The 20736-nt window shown below is 55.6% G+C and carries 17 protein-coding genes; 7 read left to right on the top strand and 10 right to left on the bottom strand.

Annotation, left to right across the window (positions count from 1 at the left end):
* Nucleotides 1-26 precede the first annotated feature (26 nt).
* The 5 genes from FN082_RS12950 to selB all read left to right on the top strand — a co-directional run bounded on the left by FN082_RS12950 (nucleotide 27) and on the right by selB (nucleotide 7366).
* A complete protein-coding gene (locus FN082_RS12950; RefSeq protein ID WP_139538336.1) occupies nucleotides 27-908 on the top strand; it encodes a MurR/RpiR family transcriptional regulator in 882 nt (293 codons plus the stop codon).
* A 262-nt stretch (nucleotides 909-1170) separates the two neighbouring features.
* Nucleotides 1171-3258 carry a TonB-dependent receptor domain-containing protein gene (locus FN082_RS12955; RefSeq protein ID WP_139538335.1) on the top strand — a complete coding sequence of 696 codons (2088 nt, stop codon included), beginning with the start codon at nucleotides 1171-1173 and terminating at the stop codon, nucleotides 3256-3258.
* A gap of 177 nt (nucleotides 3259-3435) precedes the next feature.
* Nucleotides 3436-4044 carry a glutathione S-transferase gene (locus FN082_RS12960; protein ID WP_139538334.1) on the top strand — a complete coding sequence of 203 codons (609 nt, stop codon included), beginning with the start codon at nucleotides 3436-3438 and terminating at the stop codon, nucleotides 4042-4044.
* A 95-nt stretch (nucleotides 4045-4139) separates the two neighbouring features.
* Complete coding sequence (selA, locus tag FN082_RS12965) at nucleotides 4140-5528, top strand: L-seryl-tRNA(Sec) selenium transferase (RefSeq protein WP_139538333.1); 1389 nt, start codon at nucleotides 4140-4142, stop codon at nucleotides 5526-5528.
* Nucleotides 5525-7366 carry a selenocysteine-specific translation elongation factor gene (gene selB / locus FN082_RS12970; protein WP_142981702.1) on the top strand — a complete coding sequence of 614 codons (1842 nt, stop codon included), beginning with the start codon at nucleotides 5525-5527 and terminating at the stop codon, nucleotides 7364-7366. Before selA ends, selB begins: the two co-directional genes overlap by 4 nt.
* A gap of 109 nt (nucleotides 7367-7475) precedes the next feature.
* Here the strand turns inward: selB and FN082_RS12975 are convergent, their stop codons facing one another.
* Both FN082_RS12975 and FN082_RS12980 read right to left on the bottom strand, forming a co-directional pair.
* Nucleotides 7476-9437 carry a glycoside hydrolase family 127 protein gene (locus FN082_RS12975; protein WP_142981704.1) on the bottom strand — a complete coding sequence of 654 codons (1962 nt, stop codon included), beginning with the start codon at nucleotides 9435-9437 and terminating at the stop codon, nucleotides 7476-7478.
* A 10-nt stretch (nucleotides 9438-9447) separates the two neighbouring features.
* Nucleotides 9448-10848: an MFS transporter gene (locus FN082_RS12980; RefSeq protein WP_139538330.1), complete on the bottom strand. Its 1401-nt coding sequence runs from the start codon at nucleotides 10846-10848 to the stop codon at nucleotides 9448-9450.
* 254 nt (nucleotides 10849-11102) lie between these two features.
* On the opposite strand from FN082_RS12980, the gene FN082_RS12985 reads away from it, so the two are divergent.
* Nucleotides 11103-11906, top strand: coding sequence for an AraC family transcriptional regulator (locus tag FN082_RS12985; protein WP_139538329.1), 804 nt, complete (start codon nucleotides 11103-11105; stop codon nucleotides 11904-11906).
* Between the two features lie 194 nt (nucleotides 11907-12100).
* Here FN082_RS12985 and araD read toward each other — a convergent pair whose 3' ends face one another.
* The 8 genes from araD to yiaK all read right to left on the bottom strand — a co-directional run bounded on the left by araD (nucleotide 12101) and on the right by yiaK (nucleotide 19669).
* Nucleotides 12101-12799 (bottom strand): L-ribulose-5-phosphate 4-epimerase, encoded by a 699-nt coding sequence (araD, locus tag FN082_RS12990; RefSeq protein WP_142463752.1) that lies wholly within the window; start codon nucleotides 12797-12799, stop codon nucleotides 12101-12103.
* Entirely contained in the window at nucleotides 12793-13653 is an 861-nt protein-coding gene (locus tag FN082_RS12995) for an L-ribulose-5-phosphate 3-epimerase (RefSeq protein WP_076935849.1), read from the bottom strand. Before FN082_RS12995 ends, araD begins: the two co-directional genes overlap by 7 nt.
* The gene (ulaD, locus tag FN082_RS13000; protein ID WP_142981706.1) at nucleotides 13646-14308 is read right to left on the bottom strand and encodes a 3-keto-L-gulonate-6-phosphate decarboxylase UlaD; all 663 of its coding nucleotides are present in this window, start codon (nucleotides 14306-14308) and stop codon (nucleotides 13646-13648) included. Before ulaD ends, FN082_RS12995 begins: the two co-directional genes overlap by 8 nt.
* Nucleotides 14305-15810, bottom strand: a complete 1506-nt coding sequence (locus FN082_RS13005) for an FGGY-family carbohydrate kinase (protein WP_142981708.1) — start codon at nucleotides 15808-15810, stop codon at nucleotides 14305-14307. Before FN082_RS13005 ends, ulaD begins: the two co-directional genes overlap by 4 nt.
* 85 nt (nucleotides 15811-15895) lie before the next feature.
* Entirely contained in the window at nucleotides 15896-17215 is a 1320-nt protein-coding gene (locus FN082_RS13010) for an MFS transporter (protein WP_142981710.1), read from the bottom strand.
* A gap of 38 nt (nucleotides 17216-17253) precedes the next feature.
* Entirely contained in the window at nucleotides 17254-18183 is a 930-nt protein-coding gene (locus FN082_RS13015; RefSeq protein ID WP_142981711.1) for a DUF4862 family protein, read from the bottom strand.
* A gap of 11 nt (nucleotides 18184-18194) precedes the next feature.
* Nucleotides 18195-18659 carry a YhcH/YjgK/YiaL family protein gene (locus tag FN082_RS13020; RefSeq protein ID WP_142981713.1) on the bottom strand — a complete coding sequence of 155 codons (465 nt, stop codon included), beginning with the start codon at nucleotides 18657-18659 and terminating at the stop codon, nucleotides 18195-18197.
* An 11-nt stretch (nucleotides 18660-18670) separates the two neighbouring features.
* Complete coding sequence (gene yiaK, locus FN082_RS13025) at nucleotides 18671-19669, bottom strand: 3-dehydro-L-gulonate 2-dehydrogenase (RefSeq protein WP_142981715.1); 999 nt, start codon at nucleotides 19667-19669, stop codon at nucleotides 18671-18673.
* A 218-nt stretch (nucleotides 19670-19887) separates the two neighbouring features.
* Between yiaK and yiaJ the strand changes: the two genes are divergently transcribed.
* Nucleotides 19888-20706, top strand: coding sequence for an IclR family transcriptional regulator YiaJ (gene yiaJ, locus FN082_RS13035; RefSeq protein ID WP_139538318.1), 819 nt, complete (start codon nucleotides 19888-19890; stop codon nucleotides 20704-20706).
* The last annotated feature ends 30 nt before the right edge of the window (nucleotides 20707-20736 follow it).

A 20736-nucleotide genomic window follows, 5' to 3' on the forward strand; every position in this document is an offset into this window, starting at 1 on the left:
TTAACGCGCGGTCAGGAGAGCCCACAGTGAGTGTGAATAAGAAAAACGTACGCGTCTACCTCGCCAACATTCTCAGTAACCTTGGGGAAACGGACGGCAAAATCGCTGGTTATATTCTGCAACAACCTGCGCAGGTCGTGCAGCTACCGGTGAAAAAGCTGGCGCTGGAGATTGGCGTAAGCGAAGCCACCATCATCCGTTTTTGCAAGAAAATCGGTTATGCCGGGCTATTGAACCTGAAGGCGGATCTTAAGCGCGAGCTGTTGGACGACAGCGATTTATCGCTGCCTTCGTCGCCGGATATTTTCCTCGATGATTCGCGTAACGACGTGGCGCAAAAAATCGCCCTCACTATTGAAACCTCAACCCGGGAAACCATCGGCCTGCTGGAGATGAAAATCGTCAAGCCGGTGGTCGAACGATTTCTGAGCGCGCGCCGGGTGATGTTTGTTGGTTTCGGCGCGTCGGGGCTGGCAGCGCTGGAAGCGCGGGATAAGATGAACCGCTTAGGGATTGATTCCGAAGCCTTTACCGACCGTTTCACCATGACCTTAAAGCTGGCGAATCTGAAAGAGGATGATCTGGTGGTGGCCTTTTCGCACTCTGGGGAAACGCCGGAGGTGGTTAACGCCTTCCGCCTTGCGCAAAAGAAGGGGGCCTGGACGTTGGCAATTACCCATAGCCCCCATTCTCCGCTCACTGAGCTGGCGAAAACCTTCTGGCTGACCAGCGGCGAAGCGGGACCGATGCAGGGCGATTCCATCTCAACGCGTATTTCACAACTGTTTATTATCGAATTCCTGTGTACCGAAATTACCCGCTACAACTTACGCGATAGCGGCGTCACCGGGTTATCGATTAAAGAGCTATTGATCAAAGAGCGTATTAAACGCGAATCTTCAGAATAAGTATTTAGTATATAACCCGCAGGTAGCAACAAGCCTGCGGGTAAAAAATTCGCCCGATAATTTATTATTCTCTACCTGATTACTGATTTCCTGATATAAAACATCACTCTCAAAAATACATCTCTCGCAATAAATTAAAGTGAATTATATATTCATGAAATATATAGTGAATTTTCCAGTAAAGTTTTGTAAGTAAGATTAACTTTTTGCAATTAATAATGAAAATGATTCTCACTTTTATTCACATTGTGAGGGATCGGGTATGTCCACATATGGACGTGATAAATTATTAATTGGCGCAACCGTGCTGTTATGCGCGCCGGTGTTTGCCGAAACGGATAATAAAATTGAGGATGCCGAGACCATTAAAGTTGTGGCATCGGTGAAAAGCACGCCGAAAGAAACCAGCGTTTACGCAAATAAAATTTCCGCCCGTCAGCCGGAACTGATCAAAGATGTTCTGCGCGATATTCCAGGCGTTGACGTTGGGGGAACTAACGGATTCAATCAGCAAATCTATATGCGCGGTGTGAGTGATAAAGGCATTAACGTCACCATTGATGGCGCGCGCCAGATGGGCGACCTTTTTCACCATGGCGGTAATTTATTAATTGACCCGGCGTTATTAAAGCAGGTTGACGTTTCTGTTGGCGCGAACTCGGTGGTCAATGGTTCTGGAGCACTGGGCGGTGCGGTGAAATTCACCACTGTTGATGCATCTGATTTATTGCGGCCGGGCGAAAGCTTTGGCGCTCGGGTAAAAACCGGCTATGACACCAATAACGACGAATGGTCTAATTCGCTGACCCTATTTGGGCGGGTCGCGGATCGCGTTGACCTGCTGGGCTATATCAGCCGCAGCGATTACGATTATGGTGAGAGCGGCGACGGCACGCGTATTGGCGCTGATGGCAAAGACAAAAGCTATTTAGTGAAGGCCGGCGTTGACCTTTTTGAAGGGCAGAAAATAAAGGCGTCGGCTGAGCGCGTAAAATCGGACGGTGAATATCCGTTCCGCGCAGAGTTCTCTTATCGCCCGACGACCACCGCGAATTTCCAGGACTACACGCCGCAAAGCTTCACTCGCGAAACCCAAACCCTCGCTTATGAAGCGGTTGACAGTAGCGGTTGGGTGGATCTGAAAGTCGCAGGTTATCACACCAAAAATGAACTCGATCGCAGCCAGCCGCATAAAAATATGGCCGCAGCCATTCGTTCCGGCGAAGCGAGCGCCAGCGTTAAAAAACGCTGGAATAGTCTGGATAGCGGTTGGGTGAACAATGTGGAAACCTGGGGCGTTAACGTTGATAACCGCTCAGAATTCCAGACCGGCGCTTTTGGCCACACGCTACGCGTAGGCTACGAATGGTTCCAGACCAAAAACCATCGTGATGATTACCAGTATTCCAGCGGCCGAAAAACCGCCTCCTGGGACGGCGAAAAGGGGACCAGCAACTCCGGGTATCTGGAAAATGCCGTGCAGTTTGGCGGACTGACGCTCACGCCGGGGATCCGCTACGATCATTATCAGGCGGATATGCTGGGCGATCAGGATCAAACGTTCACTGAGTTCTCCAAAGCCTTTGGCGCAGAGTATCGGTTTGAATCCGGTTTTGGTTTATTTGCTAACTATACGGAGCTGTTCCGCGCGCCGGATACCACCGAGTCAATCCGCGTGAACTCCAGCGAGTTTAATCAGAAAAACCAGCTCGATCCGGAAACGGGTGATAACAAAGAGGTCGGGATTTTCTTCGATCGTCGCGGCCTCATTGCGCAAGACGACTCAATCAGTATTGTCGGCAAATATTTCCGCACGCATTACGACAACCTGATTGTCCAGACGGCCGTTCCCGGCGTTTCTGAACTTACGGAACGTTTCAATGCCGGTAATGCTGTGGTCGACGGCTATGAAGCCTCAGTGAATTATGCAGTAAACGATATTATTACCCGTTTCAGCTATTCCCATATCAGCACCGATTATAAGTCGCCGCTGATGGTCAAAGGGGTGGCAAAATATGGTGATATTCTGGGGCGCGATACCGGCGATAAATATACCGTTGGCTTGACGTATCTGCTGCCTAAATATGATGTTGCCATGCACTGGAACTCGCTGTTTTACACGCGTTATAAAGATGCAGAAACGAAAAAGCCCGGCTATGGCGTGAACGATCTGGCGGTTGAATGGGCGCCGACGTCCGGCACGCTGGATGGCCTGACCTTAAGCCTTGGGCTATACAACATCTTTGATAAAAACTATGTGTCCCATACGTCGCGCAACAGCTATGGCGTACTGGGCGCGGACTACGAACCGGGGCGGAGCTTCCGCGCCAGCGTGGCTTATCAGTTCTAACCGTAAACAAGTCGGGGCTACGGGTTTTCAGCCGTCTGCGGACTCGTAGCCCGGACCAGGCGCGTCGAGCGCCGCCTCCGGGAAATGCATTGGGGTTCGCTGAATTTCCTTTTGCTTCGCGGTTTTTTACTGCGGCCTGCGCCATACTTACTTTTTTGTTGGCGAAAGGAGCAGGCAATGAAACTGATCGGCAGCTACACCAGTCCCTTTGTGCGCAAAATTTCCGTCATGCTGCTGGAAAAAGCGATCCCCTTCGAGTTCGTCAACGAATTCCCTTACAACGATACCAATGGCGTGGCGCAGTATAATCCGCTAGGCAAAGTGCCCGCCCTGGTCACTGATGATGGTGAATGTTGGTACGACTCGCCCATTATTGCTCAATATCTGGAACTGCTTGATATCGCGCCGAATATGCTGCCCGCGGAAGCGAAAGCTGCGCTTAAAATGCGTCAAATCGAGGCGCTGGCGGATGGGGTAATGGAGGCCGCGCAGGCCCTGGTGCGCGAGAAGACGCGCCCGGCGGCCCAACAGTCGGAAAGCGAACTGCTGCGCCAGCGGGAGAAGGTCGCGCGCGGCCTGGATGCGCTGGAAGGCTATGCGAGTGACGGAACGTTGCGCCCGGATGAGATCAACCTGGCGACCATTTCAGTTGCCTGCGCCATTGCTTACCTCAATTTCCGCCGCGTCGCGCCGGGCTGGTGCGCCACCCGCCCGAAGCTGGTTCGGCTGGTGGACTCACTCTTTCAGCGCCCCAGCTTTGCGCGCACCGAACCGCCGGTGAGTTGACCCAGGCAGGTAACAGTTTTCGCGCGGAGGTATTACAATTGCCGCTCATTTGTTGACTCCCTCTCCCGTCGGGAGGGGGGAAAATAGGCCCATTCATGACTACCGAAATTCGTGCGCTTTATACCCGGCTTCCGGCCATCGACCGTTTACTTCGCGACCCTGAATTTGCACCGCTATTGGCGCAATATGGTCACTCTCAGACGGTGACGCTGTTGCGTCAGATGCTGGGTGAGGCGCGGGAATATATCCGTCAGAACCAGGCGCTGCCGGGCTGGTGCGAAGAGTGGCTTCAGGAAACCTCGCGACGTCTGATGCAGACGCAGCAGAGCGCGCTGCGCCCGGTTTTTAATCTGACCGGCACCGTTCTGCACACCAATTTAGGGCGCGCGATTCAGTCGGAAGCGGCGGTTGAGGCGGTGGCTCGGGCGATGCGCTCGCCGGTCACGCTGGAATACGATCTTGACGATGCCGGACGCGGCCACCGCGACCGCGCGCTGGCCGATCTGCTGTGCCGGATAACCGGCGCGGAAGATGCCTGCATCGTCAACAACAACGCGGCGGCTGTGCTGCTGATGCTGGCGGCCACCGCCAGCGGCAATGAGGTGGTGGTGTCGCGCGGCGAGCTGGTCGAGATCGGCGGCGCGTTTCGCATTCCCGACGTCATGCGTCAGGCGGGTTGCGTCCTGCATGAAGTCGGCACCACTAACCGCACCCACGCCAAAGATTATCGCCAGGCGGTAAACGAGAACACCGGCCTGCTGATGAAGGTGCACACCAGCAACTACAGCATCGAGGGCTTTACTAAAGCGGTTGATGAGGCGGAGCTGGCGGAGATAGGCCGCGAGCTGAATATTCCGGTGGTCGCCGATCTTGGCAGCGGTTCGCTGGTTGATTTAAGCCAGTACGGCCTGCCGAAAGAGCCGATGCCGCAGGAGATGATTGCCGCAGGCGTCAGCCTGGTGAGCTTCTCCGGCGATAAACTGCTGGGTGGCCCGCAGGCGGGGATTATCGTCGGTAAAAAGGCGCTGATTGCGCAATTGCAAAGCCATCCGCTGAAGCGCGCTCTGCGGGCGGATAAAATGACCCTCGCGGCGCTGGAAGCTACGCTGCGCCTCTATTTGCACCCGGAAGAACTGGCTACCGAGCTGCCGACGCTACGTCTGCTGACCCGCCAGGCGGATGAGATCCACCAGCAGGGTGAGCGTTTGCAGACCGGGCTGGCGGCACATTATGCTGATTTTGACCTGCGGGTTGAGCCTTGCCTGTCGCAGATCGGCAGCGGCTCGCTGCCGGTGGACCGCTTACCCAGCGCGGCGTTGACCTTTACCCCGCGCGATGGTCGCGGCAGCCAACTGGAGGCCCTGGCGGCCCGCTGGCGTCTGTTGCCCGTGCCGGTTATTGGCAGGGTTTATGATGGCCGACTGTGGCTGGATCTGCGTTGTCTTGAGGATGAAACCCGGTTTATGGAGATGTTATTGAGATGATTATTGCCACCGCCGGACACGTTGACCACGGCAAAACCACGCTGCTGCAGGCGATTACCGGTATCAATGCCGACCGCCTGCCGGAAGAGAAAGCGCGCGGGATGACTATCGATCTGGGCTACGCCTACTGGCCGCAGCCCGACGGACGAGTGCTGGGCTTTATCGACGTGCCCGGGCACGAAAAGTTTTTGTCCAACATGCTGGCCGGCGTTGGCGGCATCGATCATGCGCTGCTGGTGGTGGCCTGCGACGATGGCGTGATGGCGCAGACGCGCGAGCATCTGGCGATCCTTCAGCTTACCGGGAGTCCGACGTTAACCGTGGCGCTGACTAAAGCAGACCGCGTAGAAGACGTGCGGGTCGCGGAGGTAAAGGCAGAAATCGATGCGGTGCTGGCGGAGTTCGGTTTTAGCGGGGCGACCCTGTTTGCCACTGCGGCGACGGAAGGGCGGGGTATTGCCGAACTGCGCGAGCATTTACTGCAGCTTTGTGCGCGAGCGCACCCGCAGCATCAACGCTTCCGTTTGGCTCTCGACCGCGCGTTTACCGTCAAAGGCGCGGGGCTGGTGGTCACCGGGACAGCGCTTTCCGGCGAGGTTAACGTTGGCGATGCGCTGTGGCTGACCGGTGTAGATAAGCCGATGCGCGTGCGCGGCCTGCATGCTCAGAATCAGCCGGTCGGACAGGCATGGGCCGGTCAACGTATTGCCCTGAACATTGTCGGCGATGCGCAAAAAGAGGCGCTGAATCGCGGCGACTGGCTGCTCTCGGTACCCCCGCCGGAAGCGTCCGAACGCGTTATTGTTGAGCTTCAGTGCCACACGCCGCTTAGCCAGTGGCAGCCGCTGCATATCCACCATGCCGCCAGCCATATTACCGGGCGGGTGTCGCTGCTGGAGGGTGATTTGGCGGAACTGGTGCTGGATACGCCGCTGCGTCTGGCGGACAACGATCGCCTGGTACTGCGCGATATTTCCGCACGTCTGACGCTGGCCGGCGCGCGGGTAGTGACGCTCAATCCACCGCGCCGGGGCAAGCGTAAGCCGGAGTACTTACAGTGGCTGCACGCGCTGGCCGCCACGCAAGGCGATGACGCTCAGGCGCTGGATATCCATCTTCAGCGCGATGCGGTTCGCCTTGATGATTTTGCCTGGGCGCGTCAGCTCAGCGACGAGGGATTGAACGCGCTGATTAGCCGTCCTGACTATCTCCGGGCGGGAAACAGTCTGCTTAGCGCCCCGCTGGCCGCGCGCTGGCAGCGCAAGCTGCTCGACGCCCTGGCGCGTTATCACGATCAGCATCGCGATGAGCCGGGGCCGGGCCGCGAGCGCCTGCGGCGTATTGCGCTGCCGATGGAAGATGAAGCGCTGGTGCTGCTGCTGATTGAGCAGATGCGCGAAAGCGGTATCGTCCACAGCCATCACGGCTGGCTGCATCTGCCGGAGCATAAAGCGGGCTTTACCGACGAACAGCAGGCCATCTGGCAGCGGGTCGCCGGGCTGTTTGGCGATGAGCCATGGTGGGTGCGCGATCTGGCGCGGGAAGCCAACGTGGAAGAGTCGTTAATGCGCGCGGTATTACGCCAGGCGGCGCAGCAGGGGATGATTACCGCGATCGTTAAAGATCGCTACTACCGTAACGATCGGATTGTGGCGTTCGCCAAAATGATCCGCGAGCTGGATCTGCAAAGAGGCTCAACCTGCGCGGCCGATTTCCGCGATACGCTGAACGTCGGGCGCAAGCTGGCGATTCAGATCCTCGAATATTTCGACCGCATCGGCTTTACCCGCCGTCGCGGCAACGACCATATCCTGCGCGATAAGGCGTTGTTTCTTTAAGCGATTCCCGGAGGCGGCGCTTGATGCGCCTTGTCCGGGCTACCGGCCCATGCAAAATGCGCGATCCGGTAGCCCCGGTCAGCGCAGCGCCACCGGGGAATCTTCACACTTAAGCTTCTGCTTCCTTCACCCAGATACGCATCTCGCCTTCGCCGCGGTTGGCCCAGCTAAACCACGGGATAAAGGTCAGCGTTTGCGACTGACGGGTGGACGGGGCGCGGTCGTAATTCCACAGCGCCTGGCTTTCGGCATCCTCCGCCGCTTGCTTATAGCCTGGCGCCTGGAGAAGCGTCTTGTGCGCAAAAATCCCTTTGCCTTCAAACGCGCTGAACTGCGCATCGCGCGGCAGCTGTAGGTTATGCAACTGCTCGCCGTTATCTGCCTGTTCCAGGCAATAAACCAGCGGGCCGCGCTGGACGGCGACCTGACCCGCCTGATGACGCACCAGCGGGTTGCCGTAAATACGGCGTACCGGCATCGGCAGGGTTAACAGCAGCGTGTCGCCCTCCTGCCAGCGATGGCTAATATGCAGATATCCTCTGCGCACGTTCTGGGTTACCGGCACGCCGTTGAGCGTTGCCTGTGGATTATCGCACCAGTCCGGCAGGCGCAGCGCCAGGGTATGGTTGATCGGAGTGGATGAATCGATGGCGATTTTCACCTGCTCCTGCCATGGATAGTTTCCGCTGATGCGCAGGCGCAGCGTTTCATCGCCTACCGGGATCTCGGCGCTGTTGCCGACATACAGGTTGATGTACAGCGCGTCGTCATGCGGCGTGTAGATGTAGTGACCCAACGAGGTCAGCACGCGGGCGATGTTTGGCGGACAGCAGGCGCAGCCGAACCAGCGCTGACGCACGGGCTTCACGTGGTCGTAAATATGGTTGAATTTTAATGATTTCGGATGCACTTCCAGCGGATTGACGTAGAAGAAGTGCTTGCCATCCAGCGCCATTCCGCCCAGCACGGTGTTATACAGCGCACGCTCCATCACGTCGGCGTACTGGCTGTCGGCCTCCATCTCCAGCATCCGGCGGGCAAACATCATCAGACCGATGGAAGCGCAGCTTTCGGCATACACCGTGTCGTTTGGCAGATCGTAGTCGCTGCTGAAGGCCTCGCCGCTGCTTTGTGAACCGATGCCGCCGGTAATATACAGCTGGCGCTGGGCCATATTTTTCCACAGGCGCAGGCAGTCCTGGCGCTTGCCTTCATCCTGGCTCAAGCGAGCAAGATGGGCGACGCCGGTCATCAGGTAGACAAAGCGCACCGCGTGGCCGATGGCGACCGGCTGCTCGGAAATCGGCTGATGCGCCTGGCTGTAGGGTTTGTCTTTAACCATCCACGCCGGGCCGTAGGTGTTCCAGTAGGAGGTTTGGCCGCGTTTTTCATATTCAATATCGTAAAAATGCGGCTGGGTTCCGCGCTCCTCGACGAAGTAATTCACCAGCGACATGTAGCGCGGCTCCTGCGTCACGTCGTACAGGCGCATTAACGCCAGCTCGATTTCCGGGTGGCCAGGGTAGCCGTGCAGCTGCTTCTCTCCGGGGCCAAATACGCTATCGATATGGTCAGCCAGGCGGCAGACCACCTCCAGCAGGCGGCGCTTGCCGGTGGCCTGGAAGAAGGCGACCCCCGCTTCAATCATGTGCCCGGCGCAGTAGAGTTCGTGGCATTCTGCGAGGTTGGTCCAGCGTTCCTCTGGTGCTTTAACCGTGAAGTAAGTATTCAGGTAGCCGTCTTCGCACTGGGCGGCAGCCACCAGTTCAATGACCTCATCGGCGGTCTTTTCCAGCTCGGCGTCCGGCTTCTGGCACAGCGACCAGGCTACGGCTTCCAGCCATTTCGCCACGTCGCTGTCCTGAAAGACCATGCCGTAGAATTCCCCCTCCTGGAGTCCGGCGGCGATGCGGAAGTTCTCTATCGCATGGCTTGGATCCGCCTCGTCGATGCGGTCGTTAAGCGCATCCCACTGATAGGGGATCACCACATCGCGCACCAGCTGCTGGTATTGACCGAGGAATGGATCGTTAATTTTCAGTTTGTGCAGATTGACTTCCATAACAGACATGACGGACTCCTTAGGACTGAACGTGACGCGTGCGCAGGTCGCTGGCAATGCGCGCCATCATCGGATTATTGAGCTTGCAGGCGCGAATCGAGAAGGCCAGCAGCAGATGGAACAGGGCGGGCAGCAGGGTTTCCATGGAGGCGATCCCGGCCAGCGATGACGCCGTCTGGTTTTCCGCGCCCGGCTGGTAGGCCACGTAGATAAAGACGAGGCTAATAATGCCGGCGCTGGAGGCCCATGCCAGCTTGATAAAGAACAGGTTAAAGGCGAAGTTCATGCCGGAAGAGCGTACGCCGGTTTTCCATTCGCCGTAATCGTCGGAGAAAGCCATCAGCGAGAAGTGCAGCGGCAGGGTGAAGCCGAGAATAATGCCGTTGCTGAGGATTACCACCAGCCACAGGGTCTGGTATGCCGGACCGGTGGGTAAAAACCACATGGCGAAGGCGATCACCGCTAATACCAGGTTGGTGTAGTAATAGAGTTTGACGGTATCGAAACGGCGCGACAGCAGGTTGATGATGACGGAGCCGCCAATCGATGCGAAGGTCACCATGGTGAAGAACAGTGAGGTATAGCCGGTAGAGCCGCCCAGCACGTAGGTGATGAAGTACATGTAGCCGCCACCGCGGATGTTAAAGACGTTGATCAGCAGGAACGACATCACCAGCATTAGCAACAGCTGGTCGTTTTTGCGCAGCCCGGCGATATGCTCGCGCAGGGTGAATTTCCCCATGACATCCAGCGAGACGCGTTCGCGAACCCAGAAGAAGCAGCACAGAAACATCACCACCGCGATGGCGCAGAGTACGCCGACGCCATACTGATAGCCCTGGGCGGTGTTGCCCTGGCCGAGCGCTTTTACCAGCCACGGTAGCCCAACCGAGACCAGAAATCCCGCTACGCCGCACAGGACGAAACGCCATGCCTGGCAGGAGATAACCTCGGTATGCCGCGTGGTCATGGTGTTGATCAGCGCGCAGTAGGGGACGTTAATCGCGGTGTAGCTCACCGACAGCAACAGATAGGTGCCGAACGCCCAGGCGATTTTTACCCCCATGCTGGCGTCGGGTACGGTAAAAGTCAGCACGCCAATCACGCCGATTGGCACGGCAATCCACAGCTGCCAGGGACGAAAGCGCCCCCAGCGGCTTTGGGTACGGTCGGCCAGTACGCCCATGATCGGGTCGGAAATGGCGTCGAAAACGCGCAGAGCCAGGAACATGGTCCCAACCAGCGCGGGCGTCAGACCGAAGACGTCGGTATAGAAAAAAGTCAAAAAGTTCATGATCAGGCAGGTAATGACCGTCCCGCCCGCATCGCCCAGTCCGTAGCCTATTTTTTCCCGGAGGGATAATTTGTCGTCCTGGGCACGCTGTGCCAAATCGCTTGTGGTAATCGGAGCCGAAGTCATAAATAACTCCCGGAGATGATGTGCGGAAAAATATCCCACTGAGTCATGGGCTTTTATTGTGTAATTTGCAAAGTACGTTATTTATTCTGCACTAAATATTGCGGGCAACAAGGGAAGGGAAAAGTATAAAAAGGTGACGATTCCGACTTGATGGTAAAAGTGTGATTTCGATCCGGCAGAACGCTATTTTATCGTGAATAATCAATAACAATGAGAGGTCATTTATGATGCTAAAAGCGGAAAATTGAATATCTATGCTTGAATTATCCATGTCTCTTCCGATTAAGGTGCAGAATGGCGGGTTGTTTATTTCCCGCGGTATTGGTAGCCATCCGGCGCGCCAGCTTCACTCATGGGAAATAATATTTGTGGAAAAAGGGACATTAACGATTCGTGAAAACAACGAGGTTTTTAGCGTCAATGCCGGGGAAAGTTTGCTGCTCTGGCCGCAGCGTTTACACGTTGGCATTGGACAATTTCCGCCAGATTTAAAATTCTATTGGCTGCATTTTGAAGTGACCTCTGGTGAAGGCGAACCGCTGCTCTCTATTCCTCAGCACACGCGAGTCAGCGAGCCACAGTATATTATTTCGCTGTTCCGGCAATTCTTACGCGAGCAGGAAAATATTCATCGCAGCGTGGCGCTGGAATTGATCCTGTTGCTGATTTTGCAGCAAATCTCGGCGGCGGCAAGCGAGCAGCCCGCCGATAGTCCCGGCAACGCGCTGGCGTGGAAAGCGCAGCAAATCATTCATACTCAGTTTCATTTGCCGATTTCCGCCTCAACGCTGGCGCAGGAACTGCACTGCAACGCCGATTATCTGGGGCGCGTTTATCGCCATGCGTTTCGACTGACGTTGACCGAAGCGCTGCATCGCCAGCGGGTAAGGGCGGCGGAAAAGCTGCTTATCAGCGATTCGTTATCGCTCACCGAGGTGGCGATGAAATGCGGATTTAACGATGTCGGCTATTTTCGCAAAATTTTCCGCAAGCACACCAGCCTGACGCCAGCGGCGTGGAAGCGCCGTTATTGCAAGGAGCATATTAATTCGGCGTAGGGTTTAGCGGTTGTGCATGTATTTTTGCCGGGCGGCGGCTGGCGCCTTGCCCGGCCTACAAAACCCGCACATTTTCGTAGCCCGGACAGATGCGCAGCATCGCCTCCGGGAAATTCAGCAACGCTGCGCTCTGCACCCGGGCCTGCCCGGGCTACAGGTGTATCACCGTCTGCGGGCCGGGAGCCCTGTGGACATTAGCGTTGTCCGTAATAGGCATTCGCGCCATGTTTACGCAGATAGTGTTTATCGAGCAGTTCAGGCTGCATATCCGGCAACTGCGGGGCCAGCTGGCGCGAGAACAGCCCCATATAGGCGCACTCCTCAAGCACCACGGCGTTGTGGACGGCATCGGCGGCATTTTTACCCCAGGCAAACGGGCCGTGCGAATGAACCAATACCGCCGGGATTTGCGCCGGATCCAGACCGCGCTCTTCAAAGGTTTTAATAATCACCTCGCCGGTCTGATACTCATATTCACCGTTAATTTCCTCAACGGTCATCAGCCGGGTACAGGGGATCGCGCCATAGAAATAGTCGGCGTGGGTGGTGCCCCAGGCAGGAAGATCGAGCCCGGCCTGCGACCAGATCGTCGCATGGCGGGAATGGGTATGCACGATCCCGCCGATCTGTGGATAGCGGCGATAGAGCGCCAGATGGGTCGCGGTATCGGAAGATGGTTTCTTGTTGCCTTCAACGACCTTACCGCTGGCGATCTCTACCACTACGATATCGTCGGCGGTCATCACCTCATATTCAACGCCGGAAGGCTTGATGACCATCAGTTTGCGCGTCTCATCGACCGCGCTGACGTTGCCCCAGGTAAAGGTGACCAGCCCGTGCGCCGGAAGCGCCAGGTTTGCCGCCAGCACCTCGGCTTTCAGTTGCTCTAACATGTGAAACCTCCTTCCTGCATCCGTGATTCAATCCAGCGGCGGGCCTGGATAATTTCCAGCACCGGCTCGCTGGCTTTCTCTGTCCACATCTCAATCAGAAATGAACCGCGATAATTCAGCTCATGCAGCGTTTTGAAGATGCCGACAAAATCAACGCATCCTTCGCCAAACGGCACGTCGCGGAACTGGCCGGGGCTGTCACCGGTCACCGGCAGCGTGTCTTTCAGGTGGATCGCGGCGATACGGTCGATACCCAGCTTCAGTTCGGCGGTCACGTCGTTCCCCCAGGCGCTGAGGTTGCCGACGTCTGGATAAACGGTGAACCACGGTGACGAAAGCATCTCGTCCCACTTTTTCCACTTGCTGATGGAGTTCATAAACGCGGTATCCATGATCTCCACCGCCAGCATCACCTGCGCCGCTGCGGCCTGTTCCACCGCCCACGCCAGCCCTTCGGCGAAACGTTGCTGGGTGCCTTCGTCGTGTTCTTCGTAATAGACGTCGTAACCTGCTAGCTGAATGGTGCGGATACCGAGATCGCGCGCCAGGCGAATGGCTTTGGTCATGATTTCACGCGCCCGCTCGCGAACCGCTTCATCGCGGCTGCCGAAAGGGAAGCGACGATGGGCGGAGAGGCACATCGACGGGATGGCGACGCCGCTTTCCAGCATCGCGCTCACCAGCGATGCGCGCTGAGCCGAGGTCCATTCGAGGCGCGAAAGGCGTTCATCCGTTTCATCCACCGACATCTCAACAAAATCAAAACCGCAGCTTTTTGCCAGCACCAACCGCTCTGGCCAACTGAGATCTCTCGCCAGTGCTTTCTCGTAAATACCTAATGGATGATTACGCATGATTTTCTCCCCAGATGGCGTCAATTTGGGCGTGGAATTCGGCGGCGACCTGCGCCGGATGGGTGGCACCTGACAGCGCACGTCCGGCGATAAATGCCTTAACGTTAATGTCGCGGAACAGCGGCAGGTCCGCTGGGGTAATGCCGCCGGTAATCGATAGTTCAAGGCCGATGTCGGACAACGCTTTCATACGCGTCAGGTCCGCTTCGCCCCACTGCTGCCCGCTGGCCTGCGCATCGCGTCCGCGGTGGTAAATCGCCTGGCGAACCCCGACGCGATACCAGTCTCGGGCGTCGTCCAGCGTCCAGTTGCCGAACAGTTCCATTTGAATTTCACCGCCGCAGGACTGGGCAACGGCGTGGCCTTTCTCGACAGTGGCGAGCGGCGCGGCGCAGATGATAGTCATCCAGTTAGCGCCAGCGCTAAAAGCCTGCTGCGCTAGGGTTTCACCGGCATCGGCCACTTTCCAGTCGGCGACGATGATTTTTTCCGGGCACTGCGCTCGCAGGGCTTTCACCGCGCTAAGGCCTTCGGTTAAACAAAGGATGGTTCCGGCCTCAACGATATCGATATGATCCTGTAGCAGGGCGACATCGCGCTGGGCTGCTTCCAGACTGGTGTGGTCGAGCGCCAGTTGCAGTAATGGTCGGCTCATAATGCGTGCTCCTTAATACGGGCGTGATAGCCCTGTAGTGCGGTAATCAAATCCTGGTATTGGCGGTATTTACGCTGATAGAGGGCGTGCGCGGCCATGTCCGGCAGCAGCGTGCGCACCGGGTGCTGCAGGTCGCGTTGGGCCTCGCGGAAATTGCGATATACGCCGGTGCCGACGCGGGCAGCCAGCGCCGCGCCGAAGCAGCCGGTCTCCTCAACCTGCGGCAGCTCGATGCGCAGGCCGCTGACGTCCGCCAGCATCTGCATCCAGACGTCGGAGTGGGCAGGTCCGCCGGTAACGCGCAGGGCGCAAACCTCGGTAAAGCGTTCACGCATGCGGTTGAGGTGGGTCATATGGCTGAAGACCACGCCTTCATAAACCGCCTGCAGCAGGTGCGCGCGAGTGTGCAGCGCCTGCATGCCGTAAAAACCGCAGGTCATCTCCAGCCCGGCGTTGCTGCCGTACAAAAACGGCAGAAAAAAGAGCTCACTGCTCGCTTTTGGCAGGCTGGCAACGGCCTGATTAATTTCATCGAAAGAGATCTCCCCCCACTGGGCGGTGAACCATTCAAGGTTGCCGGAAGAGGTCGGGCTGGCTTCGTGAACGATATACTGCCCGTCATTGACGTAGCGGCCATAGACGTAAGGATGGGCCTCATGGTCGCGCAGACCGTGAGCGATGCCGCTGGTGACGGCCCAGGTCCCCATCACCGCATTGAGGGTCGATTCATCCTCAATACCGGCGCAAAGGGCGGTGGAAACCACATCAAACAGGCCGCCGACGACGGGGGTACCCGCCGCCAGACCGGTTATGGCGGCCGCCTGAGCGGTGATTTCCCCGCATATTTCTGCTGAGCCGACGATGGGTGGCAGCGCGTCGTTGATTTCGCTGATGCCCAGCCACTCGGTCAGACGCGGGTCGTACTGGCCCGTCGCCATGTTGTAGAGATTGGACTCGGAGATATTGCTCTCTTCGCAGCCCTTCACGCCGGTTAAGCACCAGCGCAGATAGTCATGCCCCATCATCACGCAGCCAATCTGTGCATAGCGCTGAGGGTCATTATCTTTCACCCAGCGCAGCAAAGAAGCAGGATGCCCGGTCCATAAGGTTTGACGGGTAATGGGATAGAGTTGTTCGGGAATGCTGTTACGCTGCCAGCGCTCGACGATTTTCAGCGCCCGACGGTCGGAGGAGAGTATCGCGTTGCCCAGCGGCCGATCTTGCTTATCAAGCAAAAATAGACCTTTACCCTGCGCAGAAATGCCGACGCCTTTGATTTGTTTGCCTGATACGCCGGTGCGTTGCAATAGTCCGGCAATGGTCGCGGCGCAGTGCTGCCAAAGCTTAAGCATGTCTCGTTCGGCATAACCCGGCAGTGGCGATTTCGTCTGCAATGATTGCCGATGAATTCCGTGCTCATGACCTTTGGCGTCATATAAACCGGCTTTCAAATAAGTACCGCCGCAGTCGATACCCAGCCAGAAGGTTTCATGTTTATTCATCTTCATTTCTCTGTTTACCGGATGGCGCCAGGCTTGCCTGATCGGCTTTGTCGGTCAGTTTGGCGAAGCGCCACCGGGTATCGTTTTAGGCTGTACGTTTACGTGGATTCATGGTCTTTACCGGCGCGGCACCCGCATCGCATTTCGCTGGCAGCAGCAGTGCCATCAGCGCAGCCAGAGTGAGCGAGATAGCCAGGCAATAAACACCAGCATCTTTGCTGTACAGCGTGATTAACACGCCGACCGCATAAGGCCCGCAGAAGCCACCGAGGTTACCAAGCGCGTTGATCACCCCACGTGCGCCGCCTGCCATTTCGGCGCTGAACAGACGTGCCGGAATGGTCCAGAACACACCCGCCGCCGATTGCAGGAAGAATCCGCAGCCGACCAGCGCGGCATAAGAGAGCCAGATTTGGTTTTTCAGCGCTACGGAGAGGAACATGCACAGGGCGAAGCCAGCCAGCGGCAGGCAAACAAACAGCTTGCGTTTACCGGTACGGTCAGAGAGAGAAGAGAACAGGAACATGCCAGCAATGGCACCGACGTATGGCAAAATGGCGAGCATTCCAACTTGACCCATACTGCTGTGGGTTAACTCTTTGAGAATGGTTGGCAGCCATAGCGTGTAGCCGTAAATCCCGGTCTGATAGAAGAAGTTAAGAGCGATAAGTTGCCACATGGTTTTGTCGGAAAGGACCGCGCTGAGAGAGGCATTTTTGACTTCGGTTCCGGCAATAGCTTTTTGTTCCGCAGCCAGCGTTTCAACCAGATAACTCTTCTCAGCTTCAGAGATCCAGCGCGCTTCCTGCGGACGGTCATAGATGGTGTATGCCCATAGCACCAGAACAACCAGTGAGAGCAACCCTTCAATAATAAATAGCCAGCGCCAGTCGAGAACGGTGATGATCCAGCCCGACAGCGGGGCGGTGATAATCCCGGCAATCGGCACAAACATAATCACTATTGCGTTGGCACGACCGCGCTCCGCGTCCGGGAACCAGTTACTGATCATCGTCAGCACTACTGGTAGCATGCCGCCTTCTGCCACGCCCAGTAAAAAGCGCAGGGCCAGCAGTTGATACTGGTTAGTGATTAACCCGGTCAGAACGGAGATAACCGCCCAGGCGACCAGCGACCAGCCGATAAATTTTTTGCCGCTACCGTGAACGGCGATTTTCCCTCCGGGAACCTGTAAAAACAGATAACCGATAAAGAAAATACCGCCCGCTAGTCCCGCCATCGTGGCGGAAATACCTAAATCGGCATCCATTCCTCCTGGCATTGCAAAAGCAATGTTTACACGGTCCATATAAGAAATAATACATGTGATCAGTATCGGTGGAATAATTCTTAGCCAACGTTGGCGCGGTATATCTTGTTGTGTAGAGCTAGAAAGTGTATTCATCTTTATATTCTCGAAGAGTTAAGATTCTACTTTTATTATTATTTTGCTTTGTTTAGTGTAGCGATGCCGTCGCGTAATATTGCGATGCGGTGATCAACATCGGCATCTGCATTTATTTCCAGTAATTTAATGCCTGTAAATTGCAGGGTATCCGTTTCTGCACAGATCATTAATTCATGGGCATGCTCTGCTGTCATAAGACTCTGTGGGCAGAAAGGGGCGAATGGCGCATGTAGGTCCTGCCATTCACCATATTCGCCGTTTAGCGTGGTACCGGAGAACATCAGCGCACCCAATTTCCCCGCCTGCTTTGCTTGCTGCACATGAGTCAGAGGCAGTGTGGTGTTGCGTGCTTCAATCGCCGATCGCGCCCAATTGATACATACACTAATGTTATAGTCGGCAATAGTTTCCAGCACGTTTTCTAACGGTAAGAATCCTTTGCGTGGCGTGGGACCGGTCATCGCATCGCAATGTTCCAGCACCAGGTCGCAGGACCAGTCCCAGTTGGTAATCTCTTTCAATGAACGCGCAAACGCATCAGTCGCCTGAGCTACGTTCAAATTACCCGCCAGGGGGGCGGCATGTAACTCAAGCGCTATCACCTTTCCGGCGCTATTTGTATTGATTTTATTAATCTTCTGATGCAAGTGGCGATAGTATTCCACGCAGTGTTTACGCTGGGCTTCGTCGCTGGATGCCAGCCCAAAGCCGCCGTTTTCACCGCGACGACGCATAGTCTCCATAATTGCTGTGACCACGATTTGCCAGTTTCCCGGCGTATGGCGCAATAACCACTCATCACCAAGTGGATGAAGATGTTCAAGGCAAGGTTGCTCCAGTCCGCGAATGTCTGGGGTATCGGAGAGTTGTCGCCAGAATTCCTTCTCTTCCTCTTCACTCTTTTGATGAAATGAGGGTGCACAGGGGTACGCACCGATAATATAACCGGTATTATTTAAATTCATTTTGTGCTCCTTTATAAAACTGAAATAGCGACCTTAACGACTATTTTGCGAATTGGTGTGGCGACAGTTTTATGACATCCTGGGCGGTGAACATCCTGTGGGAAAAATATAGCGTAGCTTCCCGGAATCATTTCAAAGAAAGATTCATGTTCACTGTCGTGATAAAAAATAATATCGCGCTGTTCTAATAATGACTCGCTGATTTCGTTATTGCCGGTATCAATGGCGAGACCAATCTTCTCTTCACCCCACGCCAGAAACTGAATATCCAGGTAGCGGCGATGTACCTCCGGACGGTTCTCTGCGACGTCGCGGGTGGTCATATCGATAATCTGCGCGAAGATATTTTTGCCGTCAATCTCCACCACGCCAGGTTCCAGTGCGAGAAAGTCGGTGGTACGTAAAAAGTTGAGCGCCCTCTCAATGGCGTCTGGCAGACGACACGGGTTAGGTTGAGCAATATGTCCAAAAATCATGGGTTAGCTCCTTACAGCGCCTGAATTTTGGCCCATACGCTGTCATCAACGGTAATGCCGTTGCGGCGGTTTTCATCCAGTAGCCGGGTAAACTCATGTCCGGGTAGACGGACAGCCACGTTTTCATCGGCACGTTCGGCGGTGGTGATGAAGTCCATAATTCGTTGCAGCTTGGCATCGCGGGTTGCGCCGTCGATCAGCTTATCAACTTCAATGGCGATAAAAATCTGCGAAACGCCATATTCGTCGCTGTTTTCCTGAGTCACTTCGGCAACGGAAGAACCGTTTGAAAGCAGAGTGGCAATCATGTCCAGCACAATCGACAGACCGGAACCTTTCCAGTAGCCCATTGGCAGGATGCGGCGATTTTTCTCGATCACACCAGGTTCTTTGGTCAGGTTGCCTTCGTCATCAAAACCGCCGTCCACCGGCAGCTCGCGTCCCGCCAGACGATTAACTTCCAACATGCCGTAGGAGAACATCGACATCGACATATCAACCATGGTGATCGGCGTCGACGGAATGGCGACGATAAGCGGGTTGGTCCCGATGCGACACTCTTTCGCTCCCCACGGCGGCATAACGGCGATGGAGTTGGTCCAGCAAATACCGATATAGCCTTTTTCCGCCGCCTGCCAGCCGTAGCTGCCGCCGCGCATCCAGTGGTTGGCGTTACGCAAAGCTACCAGGCCAATACCGTGATCGGAAGCCAGTTCGATGGCCCGGTCCATCATCTTTTTCGCCGTCAGATTACCGATTGAACGCTGGGCATCCCACTGTTCAATCGCGCCAAGGCTGGTGATGCGCTGTGGCTTCGCCTCAGGAATGATATCGCCATTATCCAGTTGCTGGATGAAGCGTGGAAAACGGTTCACTCCGTGCGAATAGACGCCAGATTCGGTAGTGCGAGCGAACATTTCAGCACAGGCGTCGGCGGTTTCTGCGGCGACACCGCGCGCCAGTAATACTCGATTGAATGCCTCTTTTAACTGTTCAAAAGTCACTTTCATTCATGTTTACCTGGTTAGTTTTGATCGATTTTTTATCTTTAAATTTCACTATGCGAAATCTGATTTCAAATATAGCGATCAAATTTTGACAGATCAACTGGATGATCTGTTTTTTAAAATAATAAAAATCAATTGGTTATGTTTTTTTGGTTCAGATCGTGAACTGAAACACACTTTGCGCTACCATCAGAGCGCGACAAAAATGGGGAGCAGAAGCGATGGTCACAAAAGAGTGCGAAATGGTGCAAGATAAAGAGAAGCCCGCGGGGAGTCAGAGCCTGTTCCGAGGGTTAATGCTGATTGAGATTCTGAGTAATTATCCAAACGGCTGTCCGCTGGCGCATCTGTCGGAACTGGCGGGCCTGAACAAAAGTACCGTCCATCGCTTATTGCAGGGGCTTCAATCCTGCGGATACGTGACGCCAGCCCCGGCGGCCGGGAGCTATCGCCTGACGACAAAGTTTATTGCTGTCGGCCAAAAAGCCCTGTCATCGCTAAATATCATCCACGTTGCGGCACCGCACCTTGAGGCGCTTAATCTGGCCACCGGCGAGACGGTGAATTTTTCCAGCCGTGAAGATGACCACGCTATCCTGATTTATAAGCTGGAACCGACCACCGGCATGCTGCGCACGCGGGCCTATATTGGCCAGCATATGCCGCTGTACTGCTCGGCAATGGGTAAAATTTATATGGCGTTTGGCCACCCTGATTATGTTGAAAGCTACTGGAATTCGCATCAGGATATTATTCAGACGTTGACCCGCAATACCATTACCGCCCTGCCTGAGATGCATGATGAGCTGGCGCAGATCCGCGAGCGCAATATGGCGATGGACAGGGAAGAGAACGAGTTGGGCGTTTCCTGCCTGGCGGTGCCCGTTTTCGATATTCATGGACGAGTGCCCTACGCGATTTCCATCTCCTTATCAACATCGCGCCTTAAGCAGATTGGAGAAAAGAATTTGCTGAAGCCGCTGCGCGATACGGCAGAGGCGATTTCTCGCGAACTGGGCTTTACCGTGCGAGAAAGCTAAGGCAAATGACCAAATTGTCCCGGATATCTG

The organism is Klebsiella spallanzanii, assembly GCF_902158555.1.
In the GTDB taxonomy this organism is placed as follows: Bacteria; Pseudomonadota; Gammaproteobacteria; order Enterobacterales; family Enterobacteriaceae; genus Klebsiella; species Klebsiella spallanzanii.

Coding starts and splice junctions, on each gene's coding strand:
- FN082_RS12955 (WP_139538335.1), top strand. CDS start 1,171: ATGTCCACATATGGACGTGATAAATTATTAATTGGCGCAACCGTGCTG.
- FN082_RS12985 (WP_139538329.1), top strand. CDS start 11,103: ATGCTTGAATTATCCATGTCTCTTCCGATTAAGGTGCAGAATGGCGGG.
- FN082_RS13015 (WP_142981711.1), bottom strand. CDS start 18,183: ATGAATTTAAATAATACCGGTTATATTATCGGTGCGTACCCCTGTGCA.
- yiaK (WP_142981715.1), bottom strand. CDS start 19,669: ATGAAAGTGACTTTTGAACAGTTAAAAGAGGCATTCAATCGAGTATTA.
- selB (WP_142981702.1), top strand. CDS start 5,525: ATGATTATTGCCACCGCCGGACACGTTGACCACGGCAAAACCACGCTG.
- FN082_RS13020 (WP_142981713.1), bottom strand. CDS start 18,659: ATGATTTTTGGACATATTGCTCAACCTAACCCGTGTCGTCTGCCAGAC.
- yiaJ (WP_139538318.1), top strand. CDS start 19,888: ATGGTCACAAAAGAGTGCGAAATGGTGCAAGATAAAGAGAAGCCCGCG.
- araD (WP_142463752.1), bottom strand. CDS start 12,799: ATGTTAGAGCAACTGAAAGCCGAGGTGCTGGCGGCAAACCTGGCGCTT.
- FN082_RS13010 (WP_142981710.1), bottom strand. CDS start 17,215: ATGAATACACTTTCTAGCTCTACACAACAAGATATACCGCGCCAACGT.
- FN082_RS12960 (WP_139538334.1), top strand. CDS start 3,436: ATGAAACTGATCGGCAGCTACACCAGTCCCTTTGTGCGCAAAATTTCC.
- FN082_RS12980 (WP_139538330.1), bottom strand. CDS start 10,848: ATGACTTCGGCTCCGATTACCACAAGCGATTTGGCACAGCGTGCCCAG.
- FN082_RS13005 (WP_142981708.1), bottom strand. CDS start 15,810: ATGAATAAACATGAAACCTTCTGGCTGGGTATCGACTGCGGCGGTACT.
- ulaD (WP_142981706.1), bottom strand. CDS start 14,308: ATGAGCCGACCATTACTGCAACTGGCGCTCGACCACACCAGTCTGGAA.
- FN082_RS12975 (WP_142981704.1), bottom strand. CDS start 9,437: ATGTCTGTTATGGAAGTCAATCTGCACAAACTGAAAATTAACGATCCA.
- selA (WP_139538333.1), top strand. CDS start 4,140: ATGACTACCGAAATTCGTGCGCTTTATACCCGGCTTCCGGCCATCGAC.
- FN082_RS12995 (WP_076935849.1), bottom strand. CDS start 13,653: ATGCGTAATCATCCATTAGGTATTTACGAGAAAGCACTGGCGAGAGAT.